Below are 25,038 nucleotides of genomic sequence, written 5' to 3' on the forward strand. Positions count from 1 at the left end.
TTTCCTGAACCTTTGTCGCAGTCTTCCCACCGCGACGGGCATGTCCAAACTTCTCGACGCCTCATGCCGTATCGGCGCGTCCGGTCCCGAAGAGGCAAGTCAACAGTCGGCGAACCAGGCCTTGACGTAGCCCGCGGATTGGTAGACGTAGTCCCAGGCCCAGCGGGCGGGTGAGAGGTGGGGGCGTGGGTCGACGAAGAGGAGTTCGCCGGGCCAGCATTTGCCGAGGATGTAGCGGGCGCGGGAGATGTGGGGTGTGAAGGTGACGACGATGACGCGATCCCAGTCGGCACCGAGACGGGCGAGGGCGCGGCCTTCGCCGAGTGTGGTCCGCGGACTCGGATCGAAACAGATCACCTCGAACGAGTAACCCCCGTGGCAGATCCGATTCACCATCGCACTGCGCTCATACGGATCCGATATCAACACCCGCGGCGCGAATCCCTCTGCGGCCAACCGCAACCCGAGCTCTTCACGCCCGTCATGCGCCCCACCGAGCACCAGAATCGCATCGGCCCCCCGAGGTTCGTCCACCCGAGGACGCACATACACGGGCCACAACACCACTACAACCAGCATCACGGCAACCAGCCCACCCACCACCAGCTTCCGGCGCATCCGGCGATGGTACGGCGAACCTCCGTTCCGCCTGGACAACCCGGGTCGAGGCTCAGGTGCCCGCGTCGACCATGACATCAATGCACACCCGCGAACCGAAGCATGCACAGTTCACCGACCAGTCACCGCAGGTAGAAGCCCCGTGAAGCGGGAGAGCGAACTCACGTTCCCCCCTGTACACCAGATGTTGCGCCCGCCCTTGCCTCGCTGACGCGGCGTAGCCACGCGCGCCGCTTACCAACGAGAGTATGCGATGCACAGTCTTCGGAACGGGGTACCTGGGGGCCACGCACGCAGCGTGTATGGCCGAGCTGGGGCACGATGTGGTCGGGGTCGATGTCGATCCCGGCAAGGTGGCCAAACTGGCCGACGGGGTGGTGCCGTTCTACGAACCGGGGCTGGACGAGGTGCTGCAACGCAACCTCGCGGCGGGCAGGCTGCGGTTCACCACCGACTACGAGGACGCGGCCGCGCACGCCGACGTGCACTTCCTCGGTGTCGGCACACCGCAGAAGAAGGGTGAGTACGGCGCCGACCTGAAGTATGTGCACGCCGTGGTCGACACCCTCGTCCCGATGCTGGAACGTCCGGCGATGATCGTCGGCAAGTCGACCGTCCCGGTGGGAACCGCCGCCGCCCTCGGTGTCCGGGCCCGCGCACTCACCGACGTCGACGTGGAGGTGGCCTGGAACCCCGAGTTCCTGCGCGAGGGCTTCGCGGTGCAGGACACCCTGCGCCCCGACCGCCTCGTCCTCGGCCTCGACCGCACCCGCGAGCGCGCCGATTGGGTCGAACAACACATTCGCGACATCTACGCCGATCTCATCGATGCCGAAATCCCTTTCCTGCTCACGGATTTGGCCACCGCCGAATTGGTGAAAGTTTCGGCGAATGCCTTTCTGGCCACAAAGATTTCCTTCATCAACGCGGTTTCCGAAGTCTGTGAGGCAACGGGCGCCGATGTCACTATGCTCGCCGATGCCCTCGGTTACGACGCGCGCATCGGCCGCCGATTCCTCAATGCCGGGCTGGGTTTCGGCGGCGGCTGCTTACCGAAGGACATTCGCGCTTTCATGGCCCGCTCGGGCGAACTCGGCGCCGATCATGCGGTCGCATTCTTGCGCGAGGTCGACAACATCAATATGCGCCGCCGCACCAAAGTGGTCGACATGGCCGCCCGCGCCTGCGGTGGCTCCCTGCTCGGCGCGAACGTCGCCGTGCTCGGCGCGGCGTTCAAGCCGGAGTCCGATGACGTGCGTGATTCGCCGGCGCTCAACGTGGCCGGGATGATCCAGCTGCACGGCGCCGTGGTCACCGTGTACGACCCGAAAGCGGTGGAGAATTCGCGTCGCGTCTTCCCCACGCTGAACTACGCGACATCCGTCGCCGAGGCGTGTGATCGCGCCGATGTGGTTCTGGTCCTTACCGAATGGAATGAATTCACGGATTTGACGCCGGCCGACCTGGAACCGGTGGTACGTTCCCGTTCGATCATCGACGGTCGCAATTGTCTGGATCGTCACGCCTGGCGTGATGCCGGGTGGGTGTACGCCGGACTCGGCACCCCGTAGAGTTACGGCGGGCGGGGGCTGGCAGGTTGTGCAGGCTCCGCATGTCGTGCAACGAGATGGGCAGCTGATGAGTGCGGTTTTGGGAGTTTCCGTCGGAGCGGCGACGGTGCGCCTGGCGCGCCCGCAGCCCGGTGGTGCACCGAATACCTTTCAGGTGCATACCCTTCCGGTCCCCGAACAACACGCGGAAGAATCGGCGGCCGACGCGATCGCCGCCACCCTCGCCGCGAGCCCCGAGGTCGCGGCGACCACCGTCACCTTCCGCAGCGAACCGCAGGCTCGTGCCATCCGCGCCGCCATGGCCCGCAGGCAGCTCACCAATTATCAGCTGATTCCCGAAGCCGTTGCCGCCGTGCATTTCGCGCACGCCACGGCTGACCTGCGTGAAGTGTCCACGCTGGCCGTCTACGACCTGGGCAGTTCCGGTCTCACGGTGAGCGTGGTCGACGCGCGAACCAGCGATGTACACCAGTGTGAACGCATCAGCGACATCAGCGGCGACTACCTCGATTCGCTGATCCGCGAGCAGCAGATCGCGTCGGGCCGGATCGCCCACCCCGCCGATCCGGCCGGCCTGGCCGCGCTCGACGCGTTGTGCCGGGCGGCCAAGGAGCAGCTGTCGAGCAGCAACGCGGTGGCGCTGCCCAGTGAGCAGGGGCTGGTGCTGCTCACCCAGGAGAACTTCGAAGCGCTGATGATGCTGGCGATCGAGTCGTCGGCGCGGATGACCCGCGATGTCATCATCCGGGCCCAGCATCCGGTGCAGGCGGTGCTGGTGATCGGTGGCGGGGCCCGGATTCCGCTGATCGCACGGGTGCTCGAGCGCACGATCGGCGTTCCGGTGATTCTTCCGCTCGAACCGGAGACGGCCTTGGCGCGCGGTGCCGCGTTGCTGGCCAGGCCCGCACAGGTGGCGCAGGCGCCGGTCGCGCCGCCGATCGCACCCATCGAGCAGGTCGACGATGTGACGCCGGCCTGGCTCACCGCCCCGACCCGTGGCAGGCGTCCGCTCGCCGCGCTGACCGGTCGCGGCCACAGTCGCCGGGAGTTGAACGGCGCGGTGCTCACGGTGAGTTCGCTTGCGGTGGTCGCGGCGATCGGTATCGGCCTCGGCTACGGCCCCGAGGTGCTCGAGAGCGGTAATTCCAGCGACGGTTCGCAGGCGGTACCGGCCAGTTCGACGCCGCGCCCGACCGTACCGACCACGGCCCCGCCGTCTACCACCGAAGCGGTGCACGGCACAGTGGCAGCTCCGCCCGTCCAGCTTCCGCCGAATACCCCGACGGAGGAACCGGTGCCGACGCAGGGCCCCAACACCTTCACCGTGGTGCCGGGCCTGCCGCCGATCATCGTGCCGACGTTGCCGCCGGTGGTGCTGCCCGGTATGCCGCCGCCCGGGCGGTAGTTCAGTTCCTGGCGTGCCGGGCGCGTGGCGGCGCGACGGTCGCCTTCTGCGCACCGAAGGGCCGGGCGAGCAGCACCGCGATGCCGGTGGTCAACGGCACCGACAGGGCGAGGGCGATACCGCCGACCGCGGATCGGGTGATCTCGATGGCGACGGCGTCACCGGTGAGCACATCGGTGATGGATCGTCCGGCGACGCTGAACAACAGCAGCAGCGGTAGCGCGCCGCCGGCGTAGGCGAGCACGAGGGTGTAGACGGTGCTGGCGATGTGGTCGCGGCCGACGCGCATGGCTGCGGTGAAGATTTCGCGCCGCGAAGCCCCTTCGTCGAGTGCGGCGAGTTCGAAAGCGGCCGAGGCCTGCGTGATGGTGACGTCGTTGAGCACGCCGAGCGAGCCGATGATGAATCCCGCGAGCAGCAGCCCGGTGATGCTGACGTGCTGAATGTAGGTGGCCACGTTGGTGTTCTGTTCTTCGGACAGCCCGGTGAGGTGGGTGACCTTCAAGGTCAGCCACGACAATGCCGCAGCCACGAGCATCGATGCCAGCGTGCCGAGCAGGGCCGAACTGGTCCGCAGATTCAGTCCGTGCGCGAGGTAGAGCACCACGTAGAGGATCAGTGCTCCCGAGACGAGCGCGACCGGGATCGCCGGTTTCCCGTCGAGCAGGGCGGGCAGCAGGAAGATCACCACGACGCCGAAGGCGAAACACAGCCCGACAAGCGCCCGGAAGCCACGCCACCGTGCGACGATGCAGATCACCGCGACGAACGCGATCACGATCAATGTCAGCGGCAACCCGCGCGAGTAGTCCTCGAACCCGTAAATGGTCCCGCCGCTCGGGTCGGCGGCGCGCACGATGCGGATCTCGTCGCCCACCCGCAGATCGGGTTGTCCCGGCCCCGGCGCGATTTCGAACAGCGTCTTCTTACCCTCGTCGGGCCCTGACCGGATGTCGATGATGCTGCGCTGGCACGAGTACCCCACCTGCGGCTGCACCGGCTTGTCGGGAAACGCCTTCCCGTGCGAGGGACTCCCGCACAGCCCCACTTCCTGCATCACGACGGTCCCGGCCTCGGTCTGCACCGCCCCACCACTGACGGTCCCCATCGGCGCGGGAATATCGATCTCGGGCTTACTCGGCCACAACAGCGCGGTAGCAATCAACACCGCCACCCCGATAACCGCCAACAGCCCGACAACAACCTTGGCCGCGGTAGCCCCGATAGCGATGGGCCCCGAATGATCGTGGTGATGGTGGTGATGATGATCGCTCACCCGAGAGAGCTTAAGGGAATCCGTTTTCAAGAACGACATACGCAGCCGAGAACCGCGACCCAGATCTCGAAGAGGCGGAAAGGTACCGGGCGGCGGAGAGCAGGGGGTTGTCTCCGCCGCCCGTCAGGCAGGCGCCCAGGGGGGTAGGCGCGCGTACCTAGGGCTCTCGGTCGTCCAGGGGGGGGTAGACGACCGGGCCGGGGCGCCGAAGCGCCGATGCCTACTGTACACAAAAGTTGGACTTTTGCGCTAGTGCATCTTCAAAATCCCCAGATTTCCCAACCCCGAGTTGGTTTCAGCCGGTCTAACCCTATGCCGTCCCCGTCAAGGCCCCTGACACAGTGACACTCACTGTCGGTAACTGGACAGGAAGTTACCGAACCTTTCGATCGCCACCGCGAGGTCCCGCGCCCACGGCAGCGTCACGATCCGCAGGTGGTCGGTGGCGGGCCAGTTGAAGCCCGTGCCCTGCACCATGAGGATCTTCTCCTGTAACAACAGATCGAGCACAAGCCTCCCGTCGTCGTGGATCTCGTGCACATTCGGATCCAGACGGGGGAAGGCGTACAGCGCGCCACGCGGCTTCACACAGGACACACCGGGAATCATGTTCAGCCGCTCCCACGCCACATCGCGCTGCTCGAGCAACCGTCCGCCGGGCAGGATCAGGTCTTCGATGCTCTGATGGCCGCCCAGCGCCACCTGGATGGCGTGCTGAGCGGGCACATTCGGGCACAACCGGGACGAGGCGAGCAGATCGATCCCCTCGAGGAACCCGGCCGCGTGGTCCTTGGGCCCGGTGATCGCCAGCCAGCCCGAGCGGTACCCGGCCACCCGATAGGCCTTGGACAGGCCGTTGAATGTCAGGCACAGCAGGTCGGGAGCCAGCGAGGCCAGCGAGATGTGCTTGGCGTCGTCGTAGAGGATCTTGTCGTAGATCTCGTCGGCGAGCAGCAGCAACCGATGCTTACGCGCCAGGTCGACGATCTGCTGCAGCACCTCCGCCGAGTACACCGCGCCGGTCGGGTTGTTCGGGTTGATCACCAGCAGCGCCTTGGTGCGGTCGGTGATCTTCGATTCGATATCGGCGATATCGGGCTGCCAGCCGTTCTCCTCGTCGCACAGGTAGTGCACCGGGGTGCCGCCGGCGAGGCTGGTCATGGCCGTCCACAGCGGGTAGTCCGGCGCCGGGATGAGTACCTCGTCGCCGTTGTCGAGCAGCGCCTGCATGGTGACGGTGATGAGCTCCGACACGCCGTTGCCCAGGTAGACGTCGTCCACGTCTAGCTCGGGGAAGCCCGGCACCAGCTCGTAGCGGGTGACGATCGCGCGCCGCGCCGACAGGATGCCCTTGGACTCGGAGTACCCCTGCGCGTACGGCAGCGCCGCGATCATGTCGCGCATGATCACGTCGGGCGCCTCGAACCCGAACGGGGCCGGGTTGCCGATGTTGAGCTTGAGGATGCGATGGCCCTCGGCCTCCAGGCGTGCTGCCTGCGCGTGTACCGGCCCACGGATCTCGTAGACCACGTCCTGCAGTTTCTTCGACTGCTCGAGGACGCGCGGGGCGACATGCGGATGCTGTGGACTCACCCACCCCATGTTAGGGATGGTTGCCGACAACATTCACAGCCGGGGTTTGCCCGCCTGAGCCGCCGTTTCCAGGCAGAACTCCTCGATGCGCTCGTCGAGCCCACGCGCTTCGACCGCATTGCGGTAGTTCGGGGCGGCGATCCGGCGGCGCAGACCGACCAGCCGTTCGCCCAGCTGAGCGATGCGCCGGTCCTCCGGCAGGCCGAGCACCGGACGCAGCGCGTCGGCCGCGCCGTCGATACTTCCGTTGATGAGGTGCGCGGCCGCGTTGTCGACGCGCGCCAGCGACTCGGCACCGTAGGAACGCTGCAGCGGCGGTCCGCTCGAGTACAGCGCGATCGCGCGTTCGGTGGCCGCGAGCGCCTGTTCGGCACGGCCGAGCTGGATGCAGGTGGCGCCCGCGTAGTAGGCGGCCTTGGCCGTCGGGAAGCCGAACACCCCGCCGATCTCGTCGTGCAATTCCTCGCGCCGGTCCGGATCGACCGACTCGGCCGTGCGTAGGCATCGGTCGGTCTCGGAGTCGTTCCCCAGCCGCGCCCACACCCGCGCCTCGATATTGAGCAACCGCACGCGCGCCAATCCGCCCGGCGCGAATTCCTGCCCGCCACGGGCTAATTGGACGGCGTTGCGCGGGCGATCCGACCAGTTCTCGATCAGCGCGTGCATGCCGCGCGTCCATGCCCGCAACCCGTTGTGCCCGCTGAGTTCGGCGTAAGCCCAAGCGGCCCTGATCTGTTCGCCCGCGGCATCGAGGTAGCCGAGGTCGGTGCTCGCGTTGGCGAGCAACCCCGACAGGGTGCCCGCCAGTAAATACAGGTGCGAGGTGTCCACCGGTTTCTGCTGCCCGTCGAGCAGCCGGTACACCCGCCGCCGCACCCGCAGCATCTCCACCATCATGGGCGCCGGTGCGGCATAGACGTATTCGGTGGCGATCCGTCGCACGTCGGCATCGAGCTGGGCCAACGTTGTCGGTCCGACATTGGTGCTCTCCGCGGCGGCCGCGTGTTCGCTGGCCTCGTGCGCAGCCGCCATGATCAACTCCCTCTCCGACATCAACTCGGGCACAGCGCTTTTGCTTACCCCCGCGTCGACGAAGGCGAGCAGGTCGGTCTCGCCCGCCGGGGCGAGCAGCGCCGTGAATCTGGCGCGGACCACCTCGTCGGAGCGGGCCAGCGACGTATCGAGTGCCGCCTGGTTCACCGGCCGCGGCTTCACCCGCGACCCGCCGGCTTCCCATTTCGACACCAGCCGTTCGTGCACGCCCAGATGAGCCGCGAACTCCCGGATGCTCATTCGTTTGGCATCGCGAAGAGCTCTGGCCTCTCTACCCGTCCACTCCCCGACCACGACGTCACCTCATCCGATGGACAACATCTTCCAGAGTACGAGCGCGACAGTGAGACACACCACATGTTCGCCGAATCGGTTGTCTGAGGCAGCGAAAGGGCGGTGCGGGGCAGTGGTCACCGACCGCCGTGAGGGGTGATCCTGAAGGGGTGGAAGCCAGGACTGTCGATGACTGGGTGCGTTGCTACCAGCGCGAATTCGGGCTGCCCGTGCGCGAGCGTGGTGGCTTCGTGATGTTGCCGATCACCGATCGGCTGTGTGTGGTCCATCTGCCGACCGCACGCGCCGAGAAGGTGTTCGCGCGGTTGCGCGAGCAACGGACGGAAGGTCCCGTGCTCGCCCGTCAGATCCGCTGGAGCGTGCTCGCCACACCCGATACCAGACCCACCGACGACCTCGCCGCCGAACTGTCGGGCCTCGATATCGACGTCCCCGGCATCGGCAGCGCCGTGATGCTCCCGACCAGCCTCGGCCGCTGGAGCCGCGAGGGCTGCCACTGGGTGCGCCCGCCGTGCCCCGGCGACGTGTTCCCCCCGCTCACGAACGTGCTGCGGATCGCGCTGGAAGTCGGTCCTCAGCGCGTCTCGACCGCGTTGAGCGAATCGGGCGACAGGGGGAAATTCAGGTACGACCGCGACGGCGTCGGCCCCCGCTGGCCCTGATACTTCGACCCGGCCGCCGCACTCCCGTACGGATGCTCGGCCGGGCTCGTCAACCGGATCAGGCACAACTGCCCGATCTTCATCCCCGGCCACAGCGTGATCGGCAGATTCGCCACATTCGACAGCTCGAGCGTGATGTGCCCGCTGAACCCCGGGTCGATGAACCCCGCCGTCGAATGCGTCAGCAACCCGAGCCTGCCCAGACTCGACTTGCCCTCCAACCGCCCGGCCAGGTCGTCGGGCAACGTGCACATCTCCAGCGTCGACCCCAGCACGAACTCCCCCGGATGCAGCACGAACGGCTCCCCCGGCTTCGGCTCGACCAGGCTGGTCAGCTCGTCCTGCTGCTGGGCCGGATCGATATGGGTGTACCGGCTGTTGTCGAACACCCGGAACAGCCCGTCGAGCCGAACATCGATACTCGACGGCTGAACCATCGACTCGAGCATCGGCTCGACCCCGAGCCGCCCAGCGGCGATCTCGGCGCGAATGTCACGATCGGAGAGCAGCACCGGCCCAGTTTAAGCAGGTGACGCCCCCACCACCCGACCGAGCCCCCGAAGACTTGCATCCCCGCACGCCAGTTCTGATAGAGTCGCGATCGCACAACTGCCGATGTAGTTCAATGGTAGAACTCCTGCTTCCCAAGCAGGTAGCGCGGGTTCGATTCCCGTCATCGGCTCTCCCGCCTCCCCGCGAGCTAGGTCAGACCTAGATCCGGGGAGGCTTTTTTGTGCGGTCCCCGCCACGCGAGCGCCGCGAGCAGACCAGGGAACACACCCCAGACGGTGATCAGCACGAGCCAGAACACCGGTGGTTGCGCGACCGGGCCGGGCTCCGGGTGCTCGTAGCTCGGCAGCCTGAAAACTCCCGAGTACCACACAAGCCAGAGCGCGAAATCGGCGGCGAACAACAAGCAACCGCCGAGAACCGCCCACCTCCACCCACTCACGGCACCAACGAGCAACGCCACCCCCGCGAGACCCGCGACGACCAGCTTGGTGACGAGCAGAGCATGACTACCCGCCGAAACCTCCTCGTCAGGCATACCTTCGACCAGCAGCAGGAACGAGTAGACCAAAACCAGAACAGCGGCGACAGAGGCCCCGAGCCCGGAGAAGACGCGCGCCCAGAGGCTCGATGACGACATGACGGCATGCTAGTCAAAGAGACCTCTCCGCGGTCCCGGCATTCGTTTCGCCGCTCAGGCCGAGACGCGACCGGACGGCCACCACGCCGATATCTGGGCAGATTTCGTCCTGGCCTGTCAGATGCCTACGCCTTCGAGGAAGGCCTTCGTTCCCACCGTCGTGTAGTCCATCGCATAGCTCCACAGAGCGAAAAGCTGGTCGTCGGAGCGGAAGTATGTCTTGCCGAAGCCGTTGTCGACCACCTCGGTCCAGTCGTGGCCTTGCCCATAGTGCGCGAACAGGTAGGCATTTCGCTGCGCCGCAGCCTCCTCGGATTCCTCTGGGGTCTGATAAATCACCTTGTGCAACTGCCCGTTCCAGTAGGTGAGAAGCATCCGACCAGCGGGGATACGGAAGCAGACAACGATCGCGTCAGCTGACTTCTCGTGCTCGTCCCACCACTCGGCCTCACCCGGATTCTGCATCTCCTCGGTCAGCAGGTCCATCAAGGGCAGATCATGCGTCATACCGATCACCGGTCACAGCAGTCGAGCGTCACTTAGCAAACTGTAGAGGTGCGTACTCGTAAACGGATGAGTTGCCTGCTGGCGTTGGTAGCCATCACCCCGGTCGCCGAATGTAGTTCCTCGGGCGGTGAACAAATCGCCGTCCAGGACGGAAGTCCCGCATTGACAGCAGCTTTCGCTCGGCTCTTGGAAGAAAGGCGAAGCGCACGATTGGGCGATATCGTCGCATCATCCGGCGCTCAGATCGGTCCGTGGGACCGCATGTACAGCTTCAGCTCCCCCAACACCAGCGACGAACTCAATCGGGCGTTGGGGATCGACGGAGCGAGATGGACCGGGTTGCACACCCACTCCGAATCTACGACGCAGGTGTTCGTACATGCCGGCAAAGTGGTCCTTGCCTACGACGACAGGGAACGGGGCCCGATTGTCAAGAGGCTGACCTACGCCACTCCGGACTCCCTTGTGAGTCCGAAGTCGGCTGTGGCCAAAGGGATTGGCGGCGAACAAACAATCTGGTACCTGGAAGTACAGGGACTCTCATGATCGAGCACTCAGGTGAGTAGGTCCGTCCGCTGCTGCCGCGGCCTGCGGAATCGCGCAGGCCGCGGCGGGATGCTCAACACCGGCGATGATCACCGGCGTGGTAGCAGCAAGGCCGGGATCAACGCGAGGGCGATCATGATCGGAGCGATCAGGTAGGTGTGCTGGAACGCTTCGGCCAGGGCGGGAGCGAGTTCGGTGCGCTGGGCCGGAGCCATGTCGTGCAGGGCTTGCAGCCCGCCGGTCACCGGGAGCAGTGCGCCGAGGGTGACCGAGGAGACCGCGGTGCCGACCGCCAGGGCGGTGGTGCTGATCATGTTCAGCACCGTCGAGCCCGCCGGCTGATCCGCGCGGTTCAGGGACCGGGTGGCGGTGGTCATCACTGGCATCATGGTGCCGCCGCCACCGGCGCCCATGAGCAGCATGCTCGCGCCGAGTGCCCAGTACGACGCGTCCGCGTCCAGCTGGACGATGAACAGTACGAAACCGGTGAGTGCCACCGTGATCGATAGCGGCAGGTAGCGGCCGGGCGGAATCCGATCGATCAACCGGCCCGCCACCTGCATGGTGAGACCGGAGGCCAGCGCGAACGGGATGCCCAGCGCGCCTGCCACCAGCGCGGATTCGCCACGGACGACTTGGAAATACAAGGGCAGCAGCAACATCGAGCCGAAGTAGCCACCGGCGAAAAGGGCAAGCAGCAGCGCGGCGGGGCCACTGACCCGGTTGCCGAGGACCCGCAGGTTCAGCAGCGGATCCTCGGTGGTCAGGGACCGTCGCACGAAGGCGGCGATGAGCACGGCCCCGGCCACCAGCGGGACAAGCACGGCGGGCGTGGCGAATCCGGCCTGCTCACCGGCCGCGGTCACCCCGTAGATCAGCAGGGCCAGACCTGGCGACATCAACAGGAGCCCGGGTAGGTCGAGTGCGTGCCGAGGTTCCGGCAGATCGTCGGGCACTATCCGCGCGGCCAGGACCAGCACCAGCACACCCATCGGCAGGTTGATGAAGAACATCCACCGCCATGACACCTCGTCGATCAGGTAGCCGCCGATCACAGGCCCGAGCAAGGGGCCGACCAGAATGGCCAGACCGAGGGTGCTCATCAGCCGTCCGAGCCCGTCCGGCCCGGCCGCGCGCAGCAGGATCGTCATCGCGACCGGCATGAGCAGCCCGCCACTGGCGCCCTGCACGACCCGGAAAGCGATGAGCGACTCCATGTTCCAGGCCAGCCCGGCCAGCACGGAACCGATCGCGAACGCGGCGACCGCGGTCAGGTACAGCCGTTTGGCGCCGAACCGGCCGACCAGCCACGCCGAGGCAGGCACCACGGCGCCGAGCGCGAGCGAGTAACCGGTCGCCACCCACTGGATGGTGTTCAGGCCCGCGTCGAATTCCGCGGACAGCGTGTTGATCGAGACATTGACGATGGTCTGGTCCAGCGTGGCCATGATCGTGCCGAGCACTAGCACCAGGGCGATCGTCATCGGATTGCGGGCGGCGACGGGCGACGCGGCAGCCTTCGCGGTAGTGGTCACGACCCTCACGCCCCGTACGGGTTCGCGGCACGGGCGGTACGCAATGCCTCACCCCACCAAGTCAATTGCTTCAACATGGACTTGGTGGCGGTGACGGCGTCCGACGGATCGGCGAGCTCACCCGCGTCATCGAATCGCCGCCACGGGTTCGCGAAGCTGACCGTGTCACGGATGGTGACCGCATGCAGTTCGGCGAAAACCGGCCGCAAATGTTCCACCGCGCGCAGACCACCGGAAATCCCGCCGTAGGAGACGAAACCCACCGGCTTGGCCTGCCATTCGACGTGATGTTCGTCGATCAGATTCTTCAGCGCACCCGGGTAACTGTGGTTGTACTCGGGCGTCACCACCACGAACGCATCAGCGCGGGAGAGCTTTTCAGTGGTCTCGGCTCGTGATGCGTGATCGGTGACCGCACCGAAAGCGTGCGACAGCGCGACCTCCCGGGTATCCACGATCTCGACCTCGAGAGTGTCTTGTCGCCGTAGCCGACCGACGAACCAGTCCGCAATGGTCGTGCCGAATCGACCCTCCCGCGTACTGCCGATGACGACCGCAACCCGCAGCGGAGCCGTGCCAGCCCCGCCCGGCGACCATTCGATATCGACGTGGTTGCTCATGAGGCCCCTCCTCTGGACAATCGCGCCGGCCTTGGCGCTGCCCACAGCCTCCAACCTCAACCAAAATTCAGGTCAACCCCGTGTGATCGGGGCCATACCCAACCACCCCACCTTGCCCGGGTTGTTCAGCCGCCCAGCTTCACGCACTCGGCGGCGATCTTCGCTTGAGCCGCACCCACTTTGGCCGCGTCTTCCTCGTTGAGCTCCTTGGCCTGGTCACCGGCCTGGCCGTTGGCGACCATCACGCGCAGGCCGTCTTGGGACATGCCCGAGTCGAGGAAGACCTGGGCGGCGCAGTCGGCGAGCGACACGTCCTTCAAACCCTTGTCCTGCAGGGATTTCGACAGTTCAGCCTGGGTTACCGCAGGCTCTTCGCTGCCGCAGGCCGACAGTGCCGGCAGCGCGATGAGCGCTGCGGCGATCAGACAGATCCGCACTCTGTGTGTCCTCCCGGTCGACACGCATCGGCCGATGCGTGGCCGAGATGGATCATGCCCGAACGGCGGCGGATGGGCCACACCCTCGAACTGACTCACGAGTAAGATCGGGTCATGGGAGAGCACATCGATCTGCGGTTCGAGAACGCACGCGCTTATGTCACGCTGAATCGTCCGGCGAAACACAATGGACTGACGCTGGAAATGTTGCGTGACCTGGTCACGGCGGCCGATGCGGTGTCCGGGCACAAGGAAATTCGCGCGGTCATCGTGACAGGTAACGGCCCGAGTTTCAGTAGCGGACTCGATATAGCCGCCGCGACCCGCGACCCGATCGCCATTGTGCGGGAATTCCTGCCGCGACCGTGGCGGGGCACCAATACTTTTCAGGAAGCCTGCTGGGCATGGCGTCGCCTCGACGTCCCGGTGATCGCGGCGGTGCACGGCCGCTGCTTCGGCGGCGGACTGCAACTCGCCCTCGCCGCCGACTTCCGCATCGCCGCTCCGGACGCCGAGTTCTCGGTGATGGAAGCCGCGCACGGCCTCATTCCCGACATGTCGGGCACCGCATCGTTGTCGCAGCTCATCGGCATAGATCAGGCCCTGCTGCTCACCATGACCGCCGAGCGCGTCGACGCCGATCACGCCAGAAGGATCGGTCTGGTCACCGATATCGCCGACAGTCCGATGGCCGCCGCCGAATCCCTGGCCGATCGGATCGCGGCCCGCGATCCCCGCGCGGTCGCCGCCGCCAAGCGCCTGTTCGACCGGTCCTGGCACCGGCCCGCACGCGGCAGTTTCGCCGCCGAGCGTGCCGCGCAAATTCCCCTGCTGCTCCGTAAGGCAATTATTCGCTGACGGGGACAAGTAAACGCCGCCCCAACACTAGGTCGCCTCACAGTTCTTCGGCCCGCGTCCGACTGTTAGTTTCAGTTCACCAATCCGACGGAAAAAGTGCACCGAATCAAACAGGTGCGCTTATTCCCGTGTGCCCGGAGGCTGACGTGAACGAATCCGGCTCGCTCGCGATGACCGTATTGGCGGGGGCCGCGGCGGTACTGCTCGTCGGTACGGCGCCCGCCGCGGCCGACCCGAACGCCATCAACCCGATCCCGGTCCTCAACGGCACCTACGGCCTGCCGGTCCTGCACGGCCGGGCACAGGCCGTGTTCCAGGTGACCGGCATGGCGAGCCCGAACGCCACCCACACCTACAACGTCCTCGGCACCGACCTGGGGATCATGTGGGACAACGGGCACGGCGAGATGCTCACCGCGTTCGGTGACACCGCGGGCGTGGGCCTGCCGAACCTGTTGCGCGACAGCAAGTGGGCTTGGCGCTCGAACTTCCTGGCCCGCAGTTTCAGCCGCAACCCGGCCGAGGGCATCCATTTCCACAGCGTGGTGCGCGACGGTATCGGCCAGGCCCGCGAACTCGTCTTCAGCCCGAAGGACGGCGAGGAGATCAGCCGGATCCCCACGGCTGGCGTGTCGGTCGGCGGGGTGCAGTACATGTCGTTGATGTCGGTGCGCAGCTGGGACGCACCCGGCGAGTGGACCACGAACTACTCGGGATTGGCAGTGTCGTCGGACAACGGCGAGACATGGGCGGACCTTGCCCATGCCCGGAGACCGAACGACAACGGCCACCACAAGTTCCAGATGAACGCCTTCCTGAAGGACGGCGGCTTCGTCTACGAATTCGGCACCCCGCCGGGCCGCGACAACGAAGCCTTCCTCGCCCGCGTGCCCGAGGGCGAGATCGATAATCTGGACGCCTACGAGTACTGGGACGGCGGCGGCTGGAAGCGCGGCGACGCGAACGCCGCCGCCCCCATCATGGCCGGGGCAGCCGAACTGTCGGTGATGTACAACGAGCACCTCGGCCAGTTCGTCTCCCTCACCACCGACCCCGGCAATTCGGTGGTACTGCGCCGCGCACCATCACCGGAAGGCCCGTGGAGTCCGCCCGAAGTCCTCATCGATGCCCGCGAACTGCCCACTGCCTACGCCCCGCAGATCTTCCCGTACCAGACCGGCCGCGACCTCTATTTCCTCACAACCGTCCACACCCAGTACAACGTCATCCTGATGCGCACATCCCTCTGACAGTTCGACCACCGCAAGTAAGCCATGGGTAACTCACCGGGCACGGGCTACCATGACAGCGACATCCCGCCAGCCGCGTCGCAACCGAGAACGCACCTGAGTCTGGCCGAAATTCGCGGGGAGGCGGAACAGCATGGACGCGGCGGAGTGGGACGCACGCTATGCCCGCAGCGAATTGGTCTGGGGCGCACCGCCCAACAGCACGGTCGTCGAATACGTCCACGGCCTCGACCGCAGGCTCCCGGTGCAAGCCGACGGCACCGCCGCCCCGATGCGCGCCCTCGACCTGGCCTGCGGTGAAGGCCGTCACGCGCTGTGGCTGGCCACCCACGGCTGGCAGGTGCAGGCCGTCGACTTCGCCCAGGTGGGTATCGACAAGGGGCGAACGGTCGCCGCGCGCCTGTCACGGTCGGTGCGCTCACGCGTCGAGTGGACCTGCGCCGACATCACCGACCTCGACGCGGCGGGTGTCAGCGGTCCGTTCGAACTGATCCTGATGGTCTTCGTCCACCTGCCACGGCAGGAGCGCCGCCAACTCCTCCATCAACTCGCATCGATGCTCGCCCCCGGCGGCATGCTGCTGGTCCTGGGCCACGCCACCCGCAATATCACCGACGGTTACGGCGGCCCCCAGGATCCGACGATCCTGTTCGCGCCCGACGACATCCGCGCCGATCTCGACGCCACCGGCGTCACCGTCACCACCGCCCGCGAGGTGTTCCGGCCCACCGAGGGCGCCGATGCCATCGACGCCCTTGTCGTGGCCGAGTCAGTCGAACCGACCGCGTAGCTGCTCGGCGAAAGCCCTGGCCGAGGCCAGATCGTCCGCGCTCGGCCGCCCCTTGTTGAGCCCGCCCATCAGCGCGAGCGGTCCCATGGTGTCGAGCCCACGGCAGGAGAACCCGCCCACCAGTTCGAACCCCTTGTCTTCGAGCTGATCGCCGAGATTGCGCAGGTACGGACGCACACGCAGCTCGGGCAGCCCGCTGGTCGCGAAGATGAAGGCGTCGCGGTTCTGGCCGGCGGGCAGCGCGTCGACGAAGGCGCGCAGCCGGGCGTCGAGCGACATCCAGTACACCCCCGACCCGAACCCGATCAGGTCGTAGTCGCCCAGCTCGGCGGCGCTGATCTCGGCCGGATCCACCACCCGCGCGTCGAGCACCGAGCCGATGGCCTCGGCGACCTTCCTGGTATTGCCGAGCGCCTTGGACGTGCACACGATGAGCGCTTTCATTGACTCCCCCTACCTGGTCCGATGTGCCGAAAGCCTAACTCCACCGGCCGAACCACGGTTGCACTGTCGCCGCGATCACGTCGAATCCGGTGCGGAAGGAGTGAGGTTGTTTGGGAATGACGCGCACCTCGGCGGCATCGGCCGGGTCGGGGATCCCGAACGGGTCGCTGCCACCGTTGATGACGACCACCTGCGCGTCGCCCACCGACACCAGCTCGTCGCGCCGGGACTTCTCGGGCTTTCCGGGCGGGTGCAACGGGAAAGACAGGGCGATCACCCCGCGCGCACCCAGTTCGACGGCGGTCCGGCACGCCACCCGCGCACCATTGCTCCGGCCGCCCTGCACAAGCGACACACCGGGGAATCGATCGCGCAACGCCGTGACGATCTCGACCCATGCCTGGTCCTGGGCCACCGCGTTGCCCGGCGCCCGCCGCCCGGCAACCCGGTACGGCTGCACCACACGGGCTACCGCGGCACCGGCGGCGAGGGCCGAATCGCGCACAGTGAGAATGTCTTTCGCATCGACGCCGCCGCCCGCCCCATGGGTCATCACCAGCAGGAATGCCGGGTCGGCCACCTCGTCGAGCTCGATCTCGGCCGGTCCGGCTGACGTCTCGATGCGCACACCTCACGGTAGCCCCGCGGTCGCCGCGAGCAACGTCTCGGCACGCGCGCGTGTTTTTCACGTCACATTGCGTGCGAACCCCTTTGCCGAGAGCCTTACCCATCGGTAATATGGTCGATAAGTTACCCGCGAGTAGCATGCGGAAAACCGGTCAGCTACCCGGTGGACGACCTGACGGGCGGGAACGGCACACAACCGACCGCACCAGAACTCAACGGAGAGTGAGTACTCACATGGGCCACTACAAGGCAAACGTTCGCGACCTCGAGTTCAACCTCTTCGAGGTTCTCGGCGTCGGCAAGGTGCTCGACGCGGGCGCCTTCGGCGACCTGGACACCGACACCGTCAAGGAAATGCTCTCCGAGGTCCGCCGCCTGGCCGAGGGCCCGCTGGCCGACTCGTTCGCCGACGCCGACCGCAACCCGCCGGTCTTCGACCCGAACACCCACACCGTCACCATCCCCGAGTCCTTCAAGAAGTCCTACAAGGCGCTCGAGGACGGCGAGTGGGTCAAGGTTCCGCTGCGCGAGGAGCTCGGTGGCCTCGGTGCTCCGTCCGTCATCGGCTGGGCGCTGGCCGAGATGGTGCTCGGCGCCAACCCGCCGATCCAGATGTACGCCGCAGGCGCGGGCTTCGCTCAGGTGTTCTACAACAACGGCACCGATGAGCAGAAGGAATGGGCGAAGAAGATCGCCGACCGCAACTGGGGCGCCACCATGGTGCTGACCGAGCCCGACGCGGGCTCCGACGTCGGCGCCGGCCGCACCAAGGCGATCAAGCAGGAGGACGGCTCCTGGCACATCGAGGGCGTGAAGCGCTTCATCACCTCGGCCGACTCCGACGACATGTTCGAGAACATCATGCACCTGGTGCTGGCCCGCCCCGAGGGCGCCGGACCGGGCACCAAGGGCCTGTCGCTGTTCTACGTCCCGAAGACCCACTTCGACTTCGAGACCGAGACCTTCGGCGACCGCAACGGCGTGTTCGTCACCAACGTCGAGCACAAGATGGGCATCAAGGCCTCGGCCACCTGTGAACTCACCTTCGGTGGCCACGGCGTGCCCGCCAAGGGCTGGCTGGTCGGCGAGGTGCACAACGGCATCGCCCAGATGTTCGACGTCATCGAGAACGCGCGAATGATGGTGGGCACCAAGGCCATCGCGACCCTGTCGACCGGTTACCTGAACGCGCTCGAGTACGCCAAGACCCGCGTGCAGGGTGCCGACCTCACCCAGATGACCGACAAGACCGCGCCGCGTGTGACCATCACCCACCACCCGGACGTGCGTCGCGCGCTGGCCATGCAGAAGGCCTACGCCGAGGGCCTGCGTGCCATCTACCTCTACACCGCCGCCCACCAGAACCCGGAGATCGCCGAAGCCGTCTCGGGTGCCGACAAGGACGTCGCGTTCCGCGTGAACGACCTGCTGCTCCCGATCGTCAAGGGTGTCGGTTCCGAGCGCGCCTACCAGTACCTGACCGATTCGCTGCAGACCTTCGGAGGCTCCGGCTTCCTGCAGGACTACCCGATCGAGCAGTACATCCGCGACGCGAAGATCGACTCGCTGTACGAGGGCACCACCGCCATCCAGGCGCAGGACTTCTTCTTCCGCAAGATCGCCCGCGACCGCGGTGTGGCCCTGGCCCACGTGGCGGGCCAGATCCAGAAGTTCCTGGACGCCGACAACGCCAACGAGCGCCTCAAGGGTGAGCGCAAGCTGCTCGCCACCGCGCTCGAGGACGTGCAGGCCATGGCCGCCACCCTGACCGGTCACCTGATGGGTGCCCAGGAGCAGCCGTCCGAGCTGTACAAGGTCGGCCTTGGTTCGGTCCGCTTCCTGATGGCCGTCGGCGACCTGTTCATCGGCTGGATGCTGCTGAACCAGGCCGAGATCGCCCTGGCCGCCCTCGACAACGGCGCCACCGGCTCCGACGTGCCGTTCTACACCGGCAAGGTCGCCTCGGCCCAGTTCTTCGCCCGCAACGTCCTGCCGGAGCTGACCGCCACCCGTCAGATCCTCACCACGCTGGACAACGACATCATGGAGCTGGACGAAGCCGCCTTCTGAGCCGTGCTCGGATAATCACTGCCATACGAGGCCCCGGAAGTCCCCCGACTCCGGGGCCTCGTGGCGTACGGCTTGTAGACTGGGTCGGCGGAAATCAGTCCGACCCGAGAACGTCCGGGAGGAGCGGTGTCATGACCATCGAAGCCGTCACCCCGGCGTGGATGCATCGACAGATCGCCGCAGCGGAATACGACTCCTGGACCGAGGAGCAGTGTGCAGGTGTCGAGATCGTCGACGGGATGGTGGTCGTGGGCCCGAGCGCGACCAAGCGGCACAACCGGCTCGCCCGCGTTCTCGCGAACGCGCTGGACGCCGCCGCGGGCCCCGACTGGAACGCCGACACCGACTTCGACGTCCGCCTCCAGGATGTCCCCCTCACCAATCGGCGCCCCGACGTCGTCGTCTATCGCGCCGAAACCCTCGACATCTCCCCGACCCGCCCTGAACACGTGCTGTTGGTGGCGGAGATCGTCTCGCCCGGCTCGGAGACAACCGATCGGATCGTCAAGGTCGATCAGTACGCCAAAGCGGGAATCGCCTTCTACTGGCGCGTCGAACAGGCCCCGACAGGGCTCCCCCTCACCTATACCTACGTTCTCGACCCCGCCACTCGGTCCTACCGCGACGGCGACGTCCACACCGGAATCATCCGCGCCGCAGCGCCTTTCCCGGTCGAGGTCGACCTCGGTCGGCTTTGAGCCGAAACTACCCACCCTAGCTGAAGTAGTGTTCCGCACCTTGCTGGGTGACTGTCTCGAGCAGCATCTGTACGAACGCGCGTAGTCGCGCCGATTCCGCACCCGGCATCCATACCGGGCGCCACACGTGGCCGCGGCCGTCGCTGAACGGCACATACACCGTCCCGCGACGGGGATAGTGCCGCTCGGCATGGGCTCCGGCCGGGTGGACCCCGGTGCCGAAGGCGATGGCGGTCAGTACGTCCTCGAAGGTCTGTGCCCCGTTCTGGCCCGCCGGACTGAAATGCCAAGTCTCGTCGAGGTACCGATGCCAGTACGCGCCGGCCGGGCCGCCGATGGCGATCACCTCGATGCTCGGGGCGGTGCTGTCGATGGCACTGTTGCGGGCGAGTGGATGGTTACGTGGGACGACGAGACCCGTGGGTTCGGTGAGCAGCTCCGGCCCGGCGACCAGGTCGTTTTCGCCGACCGGGGAGTGGCTGATGACCAGGTCGAGTTCGTCGCGGCGCAGGGGGCCGAAGACATCGCCCAGGTGGACCTCGCGGGCGTGTACCTCGCATTCGGGATGACGGTTGCGGAACTCCAGGACGGTGTCGACCAGCAGGCTTGCCGCCAACCCGCCGAGGTAGCCCACGCGCAGTGTCCCTTCTACGCTGCGTGCCGCCGCCTGCGCGCGTTCGATGGCCCGGTTCAGTTGCGCGCGGATCGGGAGCAGGTCGTCGCGCAGCATCCGGCCGACCGGCGTGAGCCGCACCTGGCGGCTGGTGCGTTCGAAAAGCTGTGCGCCGAAGTGCCGTTCGAGCTTCTTGATGGTTTGGCTGACCCGCGCCTGCGTCAGATACAGCCGTTCGGCGGCCCGTCCGAAGTGCAGTTCCTCGCATAGAGCCAGGAAGATCTCGATCTCCTGCCGTTCCATAACTCCCGCTAATCGACCATGTCGGCGACGGCCGTTGATGCACGTGAACGCGACCGGCAGTCTGAAATCACTCCATTCGAAACCGTACGTCCGGGTACCGACACGAATGGCCTTAACGGAACAATTTTCCCACTAAGGGAGTTGCACACTCACATGACCACGACACTGACCGCCCCGCCCCGCGCGGGGACCGACCGGCCGACCCTCGCCCTCGGCGCGCTTGCGCTTGGCGCCTTCGGAATCGGCCTCACCGAATTCGTCATCGTCGGACTGCTCGGCGTGATCGGCGACGACCTGTCCATCTCCGTCCCGACCGCGGGCCTGCTGGTGTCCGGCTATGCCGCGGGCGTCGCCGTCGGCGCCCCGCTGATGACCGCGCTGGGCTCGCGAGTCCCACGCAAAACCATGCTCGCGACACTCATGGGCCTCTTCATCGCGGGCAATCTCCTCTCGGCACTGGCACCCACCTATGGACTGCTGCTCACCGGTCGGATCGTCGCCGCGCTCACCCACGGCGCGTTCTTCGGCATCGGTTCCGTGGTGGCCGCGAGCCTGGTGGCACCCGACCGCCGGGCGGCCGCCATCGCCACCATGTTCACCGGGCTCACCCTCGCCAATGTCGCCGGTGTGCCGCTGGGCACGGCGCTCGGCCAGGCATTCGGCTGGCGGTCGACGTTCTGGGCTGTGACCGCCGTCGGAGTGGCCGCGCTGCTCGCCGTCCTCATGCTGGTCCCGCACCAGCCACGCGGCGAATCCATCTCGCTGACAGAGCAATTGGCTGTGTTCGCTCGCCCGCAGGTGTGGCTGGCGCTGTCGATCACCGCGCTCGGATTCGGTGCCGTCTTCGCGGCGTTCACCTTCTTCGAACCGATCCTGACCGAGGTGACCGGCCTGCCCGACGGTGCCGTCCCGTGGCTGCTCGTCGTTTTCGGCGTCGGCTTGTTCGCGGGCAATATCGTCGGCGGCCGGCTGGCCGACCGCGCCCTGCTGCCTACGCTGATCGGCGCGCTCGCCGCACTGACCGTGGTGCTGATGATCTTCGCGGTAGTCGCCGGGCACCCGATCGGCGCGGCCGTCAGCATCCTCGCGCTCGGCGCGACCGGTTTCGCCATCGTCCCCGCCGTCCAGATGCGCGTACTCGACACCGCGGGCGGCGAATCGGCGCTCGGCTCGGCCGCCAACATCTCCGCCTTCAATATCGGCATCGCCGTGGCCTCCTGGCTCGGCGCCACCGCCATCGACTCCGGGTTCGGCCTCACCGCGCCCGCCTGGATCGGCGCGGCTCTGGCCGCCGCCGCCCTGCTCACCACCCTGTTCGCCCGCGCGCTCGAGCGCCGCGGCTAGACCGACTACCGAGAATCGACGAACCCATGCACGTCTGGAAGAAGATGATGACCGCCGCCATCGCGATCACCGCCACCCTCACCGCGGCCTGCACCAGCACCCAGGCCGCCCCCGCCGACACCGCGAGCACCGCCTGGTCGGTGCCGATGCAGCAGCCGAGCACCGGTTTCGAGCCGAACTGGTCGCTCGACGGTTTCGCCCAGCACACACTCCGGCAGGTCGTCCGGGTCACCACCGGCGGTGATTCCGCCCGGATCACCCTCTCCAACCGCTTCGGCCGCACCGATCTGCGCATCGCCTCGGCCACGATCGCCCGCACCGATTCCGGGGCTCGCGTCCATCAGGACACGCTGCGCCCCCTTCGCTTCGCCGGCAGCGAAACCACCACCGTCGCTCCGGGCGCCGAACTGACCAGCGAACCCGCCGAATTGCACCTGGCACCACTCGAATTCGCGACGGTCACCCTGTATCTCGCCGAACCCACCGGGCCGGCCACCTTCCACGCCCAGGGTTACGCGACGTCCTACCGCGCGCCCGGCAACCACGCCACCGACGCCGCCGCGACCGCTTTCACCGAGACAACGCACTCCTGGTACTACCTGTCGAGCGTGCAGATGAGCGGCGGCGCCCCGGCAGGCGCGGTCATCGCGTTCGGCGACTCGATCACCGACGGTTTCGGCTCCGACAACGACGGCAACAACCGCTACCCCGACGCCTTGGCCGACCGTCTCGCCGCCGCCGGCACCCCCCGCCCCGTCCTCAACGCGGGCATCGGCGGCAACACCATCATCAGCGATTCGCCCTGGTACGGCGAGAGCGCCTTGCGCCGCTTCGATCGTGACGTCCTCGCCCACGACGGTGCCAGCACTGTCGTCATGCTCGGCGGACTGAACGATATCGGCTTCTCGGAGGTCGACCTGCCGACCTACAAGCCCAACCCGGTCGTCACTGTCGAACAGCTGATCGCGGGCTACCGCGACATGATCGCCCGCGCCCACCGAGCCGGGCTGCGCGTCATCGGCGGAACACTCCTGCCGATGAAGGGCGCCGAGTACTACACCCCCACGTCCGCCGCGAAACTGCGTGCGCTGAACGAATGGATCCGCACCAGCGGCGAATTCGATGCCGTCGCCGACTTCAACACCGCCGTCGCCGACCCGGCCGACCCGGAACGCCTCGACCCCGCCTTCGACTCCGGCGACCACAAACACCCGAACGCCGCGGGCTACCGAGCGATGGCCGCCGCAATCGACCTGAACACCCTCTAGGTTCGTCTCTCCCGCACGGCCCGGAGCTTTCGAGCTCCGGGCCGTTTCGTTGTTTCCGGGTGATCTTTGCGGCGTACTCTTGGTTTTACCGTCGTCGGGGTGAGGCTCGGGGGTTGGGATGGCTGAAAGTTCTGCGCTCAGTGTGTATTTGCGCGAGCGGCGGTTGGCGGCGGGGTTGGCGCGGGCGGAGCTCGCGGCGCGGGCGCAGATGGCGCCGCTGCTGGTCACGCAGATCGAGACCGGGGCGCTGGTACCCAATACCGCGATGCTGCAACGGCTTTTCGACAGTCTCGATGTGCCGCCTTGGTACCGAAAGCACATTCTCGTGCTGGGTCTGCCGTCGGTCGATACCGGCACCGCGCCGACGGCACCTTCGACCGAGGATCTCGCCGATCTCGGCAGTCTCACCCATCCGGCCTGCTACCAGCGCTTCCCCACCATGGACCTGCTCGCCGCGAACGCCGAGTACCAGCGCATCTTCCCCGGCACCGGCGCCGGGGTGAACCTGCTCGAATGGATGTTCCTGAACCCGGCCGCCAAGAAGGCCCTACTCGACTGGACCACCGAAGCGCAGGTGCTCGTGCACGCCTTCCGCATGCTGTCGCCGCTGGCTCCCGCCCAGCGCGTCACCGCGATCACGACCGCCTGTGCCGTCTCACCTGATTGGGATGCGGTGTGGGCCAGCGAGATCCGGCCGCAAGATGTCGCCCGGCGGCATGTGCGGGTGCGCGACCGCACCACCGGTGTCGAACGCCGCTACCTGCTGCGCATCTACGACCCGGCCTTCCCCACCCGCCCGTGGTGGCTGTACCGGATGATCCCGTCGCGGTAAATACACAAAACGGCGCCCGCCGAAATCCGACGGGCGCCGCGTTGCACTGCCTCGATGCTCAGCCGGCCGACCCGGAGGCGAAGGCGGCGAGCAAGGGCAGGATCTGGACCAGGGTGTCGAACATGCTTCTCCTTCTAGACGAATAGTCACTTCTTATCAGCGCCGAATTACGCAGCACATAATTCGGATGAACGTGAGAAGAACTCATCTGCACCGACGGCCGGTCCCGTCGGTGCGTTCGCACCCGGTCCAGGGGCTGTTACTCGGCAGGCGTCTCGGCGGTGCCGCTGCTCAGCAGCGCGAGCAGCGCGGCCAGATCCAGACCTTCGGCAGAACCGGTGGCGGGCTCCTCCGCCACGGTCTCGGCCTCGCCCGAGCCGCTGCTCAGCAGGGCGAGCAGGGCCGCCAGGTCAAGGCCCTCGAGCGAGCCCGCCGGCTCCTCCGCGACCGGCTCGGTCTCCGCGGTGCCCGAGGTGAGCCCGCTCAGCAGTTCCGACGACCCGGTGGCCGGTTCCTCGGCGGCCGCGACCCCCATGCCCATCATCGACATGCCAGCCGCCGCGACCATCGCCACACCGAATGCACGAATCTTTGCCATTGTGAACCCCTCATCTTTCAGATTTGCGGCGAATTTCCGCCGCACATGATGTCTAACACCGCGTCAGGCTCGCGCG

26 protein-coding genes and 1 tRNA gene are annotated in these 25,038 nt (G+C 66.8%); 13 read left to right on the top strand and 14 right to left on the bottom strand.

What is annotated here, in order from left to right; all coding sequences use genetic code 11:
- Nucleotides 1-99: 99 nt before the first annotated feature.
- Nucleotides 100-618, bottom strand: coding sequence for a YdcF family protein (locus NI2_RS28495; RefSeq protein ID WP_067497103.1), 519 nt, complete (start codon nucleotides 616-618; stop codon nucleotides 100-102).
- Nucleotides 619-866: 248 nt separating this feature from the next.
- On the opposite strand from NI2_RS28495, the gene NI2_RS28500 reads away from it, so the two are divergent.
- Nucleotides 867-2,189, top strand: coding sequence for a UDP-glucose dehydrogenase family protein (locus tag NI2_RS28500; protein ID WP_067497104.1), 1,323 nt, complete (start codon nucleotides 867-869; stop codon nucleotides 2,187-2,189).
- A gap of 67 nt (nucleotides 2,190-2,256) precedes the next feature.
- On the top strand, nucleotides 2,257-3,594 hold the full coding sequence (locus NI2_RS28505) for a DUF7159 family protein (protein ID WP_067497105.1): 1,338 nt from the start codon (nucleotides 2,257-2,259) through the stop codon (nucleotides 3,592-3,594).
- 1 nt (nucleotide 3,595) lies between these two features.
- On the opposite strand, the gene NI2_RS28510 is transcribed toward NI2_RS28505, so the two are convergent.
- From NI2_RS28510 to NI2_RS28520, 3 genes are all read right to left on the bottom strand, one after another.
- Nucleotides 3,596-4,909 (bottom strand): YibE/F family protein, encoded by a 1,314-nt coding sequence (locus tag NI2_RS28510; RefSeq protein WP_067497108.1) that lies wholly within the window; start codon nucleotides 4,907-4,909, stop codon nucleotides 3,596-3,598.
- Between the two features lie 309 nt (nucleotides 4,910-5,218).
- Nucleotides 5,219-6,472 carry a pyridoxal phosphate-dependent aminotransferase gene (locus NI2_RS28515; protein WP_067497109.1) on the bottom strand — a complete coding sequence of 418 codons (1,254 nt, stop codon included), beginning with the start codon at nucleotides 6,470-6,472 and terminating at the stop codon, nucleotides 5,219-5,221.
- 24 nt (nucleotides 6,473-6,496) lie between these two features.
- Nucleotides 6,497-7,756: an NsdA family TPR-like regulatory protein gene (locus NI2_RS28520; protein ID WP_166655743.1), complete on the bottom strand. Its 1,260-nt coding sequence runs from the start codon at nucleotides 7,754-7,756 to the stop codon at nucleotides 6,497-6,499.
- Between the two features lie 203 nt (nucleotides 7,757-7,959).
- Here NI2_RS28520 and NI2_RS28525 point away from each other — a divergent pair, with 203 nt between their 5' ends.
- On the top strand, nucleotides 7,960-8,472 hold the full coding sequence (locus tag NI2_RS28525; protein ID WP_243749777.1) for a hypothetical protein: 513 nt from the start codon (nucleotides 7,960-7,962) through the stop codon (nucleotides 8,470-8,472).
- Here the strand turns inward: NI2_RS28525 and dcd are convergent.
- Entirely contained in the window at nucleotides 8,385-8,984 is a 600-nt protein-coding gene (dcd, locus tag NI2_RS28530) for a dCTP deaminase (RefSeq protein ID WP_067497111.1), read from the bottom strand. The genes NI2_RS28525 and dcd overlap by 88 nt on opposite strands.
- Before the next feature lie 99 nt (nucleotides 8,985-9,083).
- On the opposite strand from dcd, the gene NI2_RS28535 reads away from it, so the two are divergent.
- Nucleotides 9,084-9,154, top strand: a tRNA-Gly gene (locus NI2_RS28535).
- A gap of 18 nt (nucleotides 9,155-9,172) precedes the next feature.
- Here NI2_RS28535 and NI2_RS28540 read toward each other — a convergent pair.
- Together NI2_RS28540 and NI2_RS28545 are read right to left on the bottom strand one after the other, a co-directional pair.
- Nucleotides 9,173-9,622, bottom strand: coding sequence for a hypothetical protein (locus NI2_RS28540; RefSeq protein ID WP_067497112.1), 450 nt, complete (start codon nucleotides 9,620-9,622; stop codon nucleotides 9,173-9,175).
- 117 nt (nucleotides 9,623-9,739) lie between these two features.
- Nucleotides 9,740-10,129, bottom strand: a complete 390-nt coding sequence (locus tag NI2_RS28545; protein ID WP_208115323.1) for a hypothetical protein — start codon at nucleotides 10,127-10,129, stop codon at nucleotides 9,740-9,742.
- Nucleotides 10,130-10,177: 48 nt separating this feature from the next.
- On the opposite strand from NI2_RS28545, the gene NI2_RS34170 reads away from it, so the two are divergent.
- Nucleotides 10,178-10,675, top strand: coding sequence for a hypothetical protein (locus NI2_RS34170; protein ID WP_133733874.1), 498 nt, complete (start codon nucleotides 10,178-10,180; stop codon nucleotides 10,673-10,675).
- Nucleotides 10,676-10,764: 89 nt separating this feature from the next.
- On the opposite strand, the gene NI2_RS28555 is transcribed toward NI2_RS34170, so the two are convergent.
- From NI2_RS28555 to NI2_RS28565, 3 genes are all read right to left on the bottom strand, one after another.
- On the bottom strand, nucleotides 10,765-12,210 hold the full coding sequence (locus tag NI2_RS28555) for a DHA2 family efflux MFS transporter permease subunit (RefSeq protein ID WP_243749778.1): 1,446 nt from the start codon (nucleotides 12,208-12,210) through the stop codon (nucleotides 10,765-10,767).
- A gap of 5 nt (nucleotides 12,211-12,215) precedes the next feature.
- The gene (locus tag NI2_RS28560; protein ID WP_067497115.1) at nucleotides 12,216-12,830 is read right to left on the bottom strand and encodes an NADPH-dependent FMN reductase; all 615 of its coding nucleotides are present in this window, start codon (nucleotides 12,828-12,830) and stop codon (nucleotides 12,216-12,218) included.
- Between the two features lie 125 nt (nucleotides 12,831-12,955).
- Entirely contained in the window at nucleotides 12,956-13,267 is a 312-nt protein-coding gene (locus tag NI2_RS28565) for a hypothetical protein (RefSeq protein WP_067497116.1), read from the bottom strand.
- A gap of 114 nt (nucleotides 13,268-13,381) precedes the next feature.
- On the opposite strand from NI2_RS28565, the gene NI2_RS28570 reads away from it, so the two are divergent.
- From NI2_RS28570 to NI2_RS28580, 3 genes are all read left to right on the top strand, one after another.
- Nucleotides 13,382-14,125 (top strand): crotonase/enoyl-CoA hydratase family protein, encoded by a 744-nt coding sequence (locus NI2_RS28570; protein ID WP_067497118.1) that lies wholly within the window; start codon nucleotides 13,382-13,384, stop codon nucleotides 14,123-14,125.
- 170 nt (nucleotides 14,126-14,295) lie between these two features.
- Nucleotides 14,296-15,375: a glycoside hydrolase family 183 protein gene (locus NI2_RS28575; RefSeq protein ID WP_067497201.1), complete on the top strand. Its 1,080-nt coding sequence runs from the start codon at nucleotides 14,296-14,298 to the stop codon at nucleotides 15,373-15,375.
- 133 nt (nucleotides 15,376-15,508) lie between these two features.
- Nucleotides 15,509-16,165 (top strand): class I SAM-dependent methyltransferase, encoded by a 657-nt coding sequence (locus NI2_RS28580; protein WP_067497120.1) that lies wholly within the window; start codon nucleotides 15,509-15,511, stop codon nucleotides 16,163-16,165.
- On the opposite strand, the gene NI2_RS28585 is transcribed toward NI2_RS28580, so the two are convergent.
- Nucleotides 16,145-16,609 (bottom strand): flavodoxin family protein, encoded by a 465-nt coding sequence (locus NI2_RS28585; RefSeq protein WP_067497122.1) that lies wholly within the window; start codon nucleotides 16,607-16,609, stop codon nucleotides 16,145-16,147. The genes NI2_RS28580 and NI2_RS28585 overlap by 21 nt on opposite strands.
- Nucleotides 16,610-16,643: 34 nt before the next feature.
- On the bottom strand, nucleotides 16,644-17,237 hold the full coding sequence (locus NI2_RS28590; protein ID WP_067497124.1) for an alpha/beta hydrolase family protein: 594 nt from the start codon (nucleotides 17,235-17,237) through the stop codon (nucleotides 16,644-16,646).
- A gap of 233 nt (nucleotides 17,238-17,470) precedes the next feature.
- Here NI2_RS28590 and NI2_RS28595 point away from each other — a divergent pair, with 233 nt between their 5' ends.
- Complete coding sequence (locus NI2_RS28595; protein ID WP_067497127.1) at nucleotides 17,471-19,306, top strand: acyl-CoA dehydrogenase; 1,836 nt, start codon at nucleotides 17,471-17,473, stop codon at nucleotides 19,304-19,306.
- 131 nt (nucleotides 19,307-19,437) lie between these two features.
- Nucleotides 19,438-20,004, top strand: coding sequence for a Uma2 family endonuclease (locus tag NI2_RS28600; RefSeq protein ID WP_067497128.1), 567 nt, complete (start codon nucleotides 19,438-19,440; stop codon nucleotides 20,002-20,004).
- Nucleotides 20,005-20,020: 16 nt separating this feature from the next.
- Here the strand turns inward: NI2_RS28600 and NI2_RS28605 are convergent, their stop codons facing one another.
- The gene (locus NI2_RS28605; protein ID WP_067497129.1) at nucleotides 20,021-20,920 is read right to left on the bottom strand and encodes a LysR family transcriptional regulator; all 900 of its coding nucleotides are present in this window, start codon (nucleotides 20,918-20,920) and stop codon (nucleotides 20,021-20,023) included.
- 153 nt (nucleotides 20,921-21,073) lie between these two features.
- Here NI2_RS28605 and NI2_RS28610 point away from each other — a divergent pair, with 153 nt between their 5' ends.
- The 3 genes from NI2_RS28610 (at nucleotide 21,074) to NI2_RS28620 (ending at nucleotide 24,364) form a co-directional block, all read left to right on the top strand.
- A complete protein-coding gene (locus NI2_RS28610; protein ID WP_067497130.1) occupies nucleotides 21,074-22,264 on the top strand; it encodes an MFS transporter in 1,191 nt (396 codons plus the stop codon).
- A 26-nt stretch (nucleotides 22,265-22,290) separates the two neighbouring features.
- Entirely contained in the window at nucleotides 22,291-23,532 is a 1,242-nt protein-coding gene (locus tag NI2_RS28615) for an SGNH/GDSL hydrolase family protein (RefSeq protein ID WP_067497132.1), read from the top strand.
- A gap of 118 nt (nucleotides 23,533-23,650) precedes the next feature.
- Nucleotides 23,651-24,364, top strand: coding sequence for an MmyB family transcriptional regulator (locus tag NI2_RS28620; protein ID WP_067497135.1), 714 nt, complete (start codon nucleotides 23,651-23,653; stop codon nucleotides 24,362-24,364).
- Nucleotides 24,365-24,623: 259 nt separating this feature from the next.
- Here the strand turns inward: NI2_RS28620 and NI2_RS28625 are convergent, their stop codons facing one another.
- Nucleotides 24,624-24,962, bottom strand: coding sequence for a hypothetical protein (locus NI2_RS28625; protein WP_067497136.1), 339 nt, complete (start codon nucleotides 24,960-24,962; stop codon nucleotides 24,624-24,626).
- Nucleotides 24,963-25,038 lie beyond the last annotated feature (76 nt).

The organism is Nocardia ignorata NBRC 108230, from assembly GCF_001612905.1.
In the GTDB taxonomy this organism is placed as follows: Bacteria; Actinomycetota; Actinomycetes; order Mycobacteriales; family Mycobacteriaceae; genus Nocardia; species Nocardia ignorata.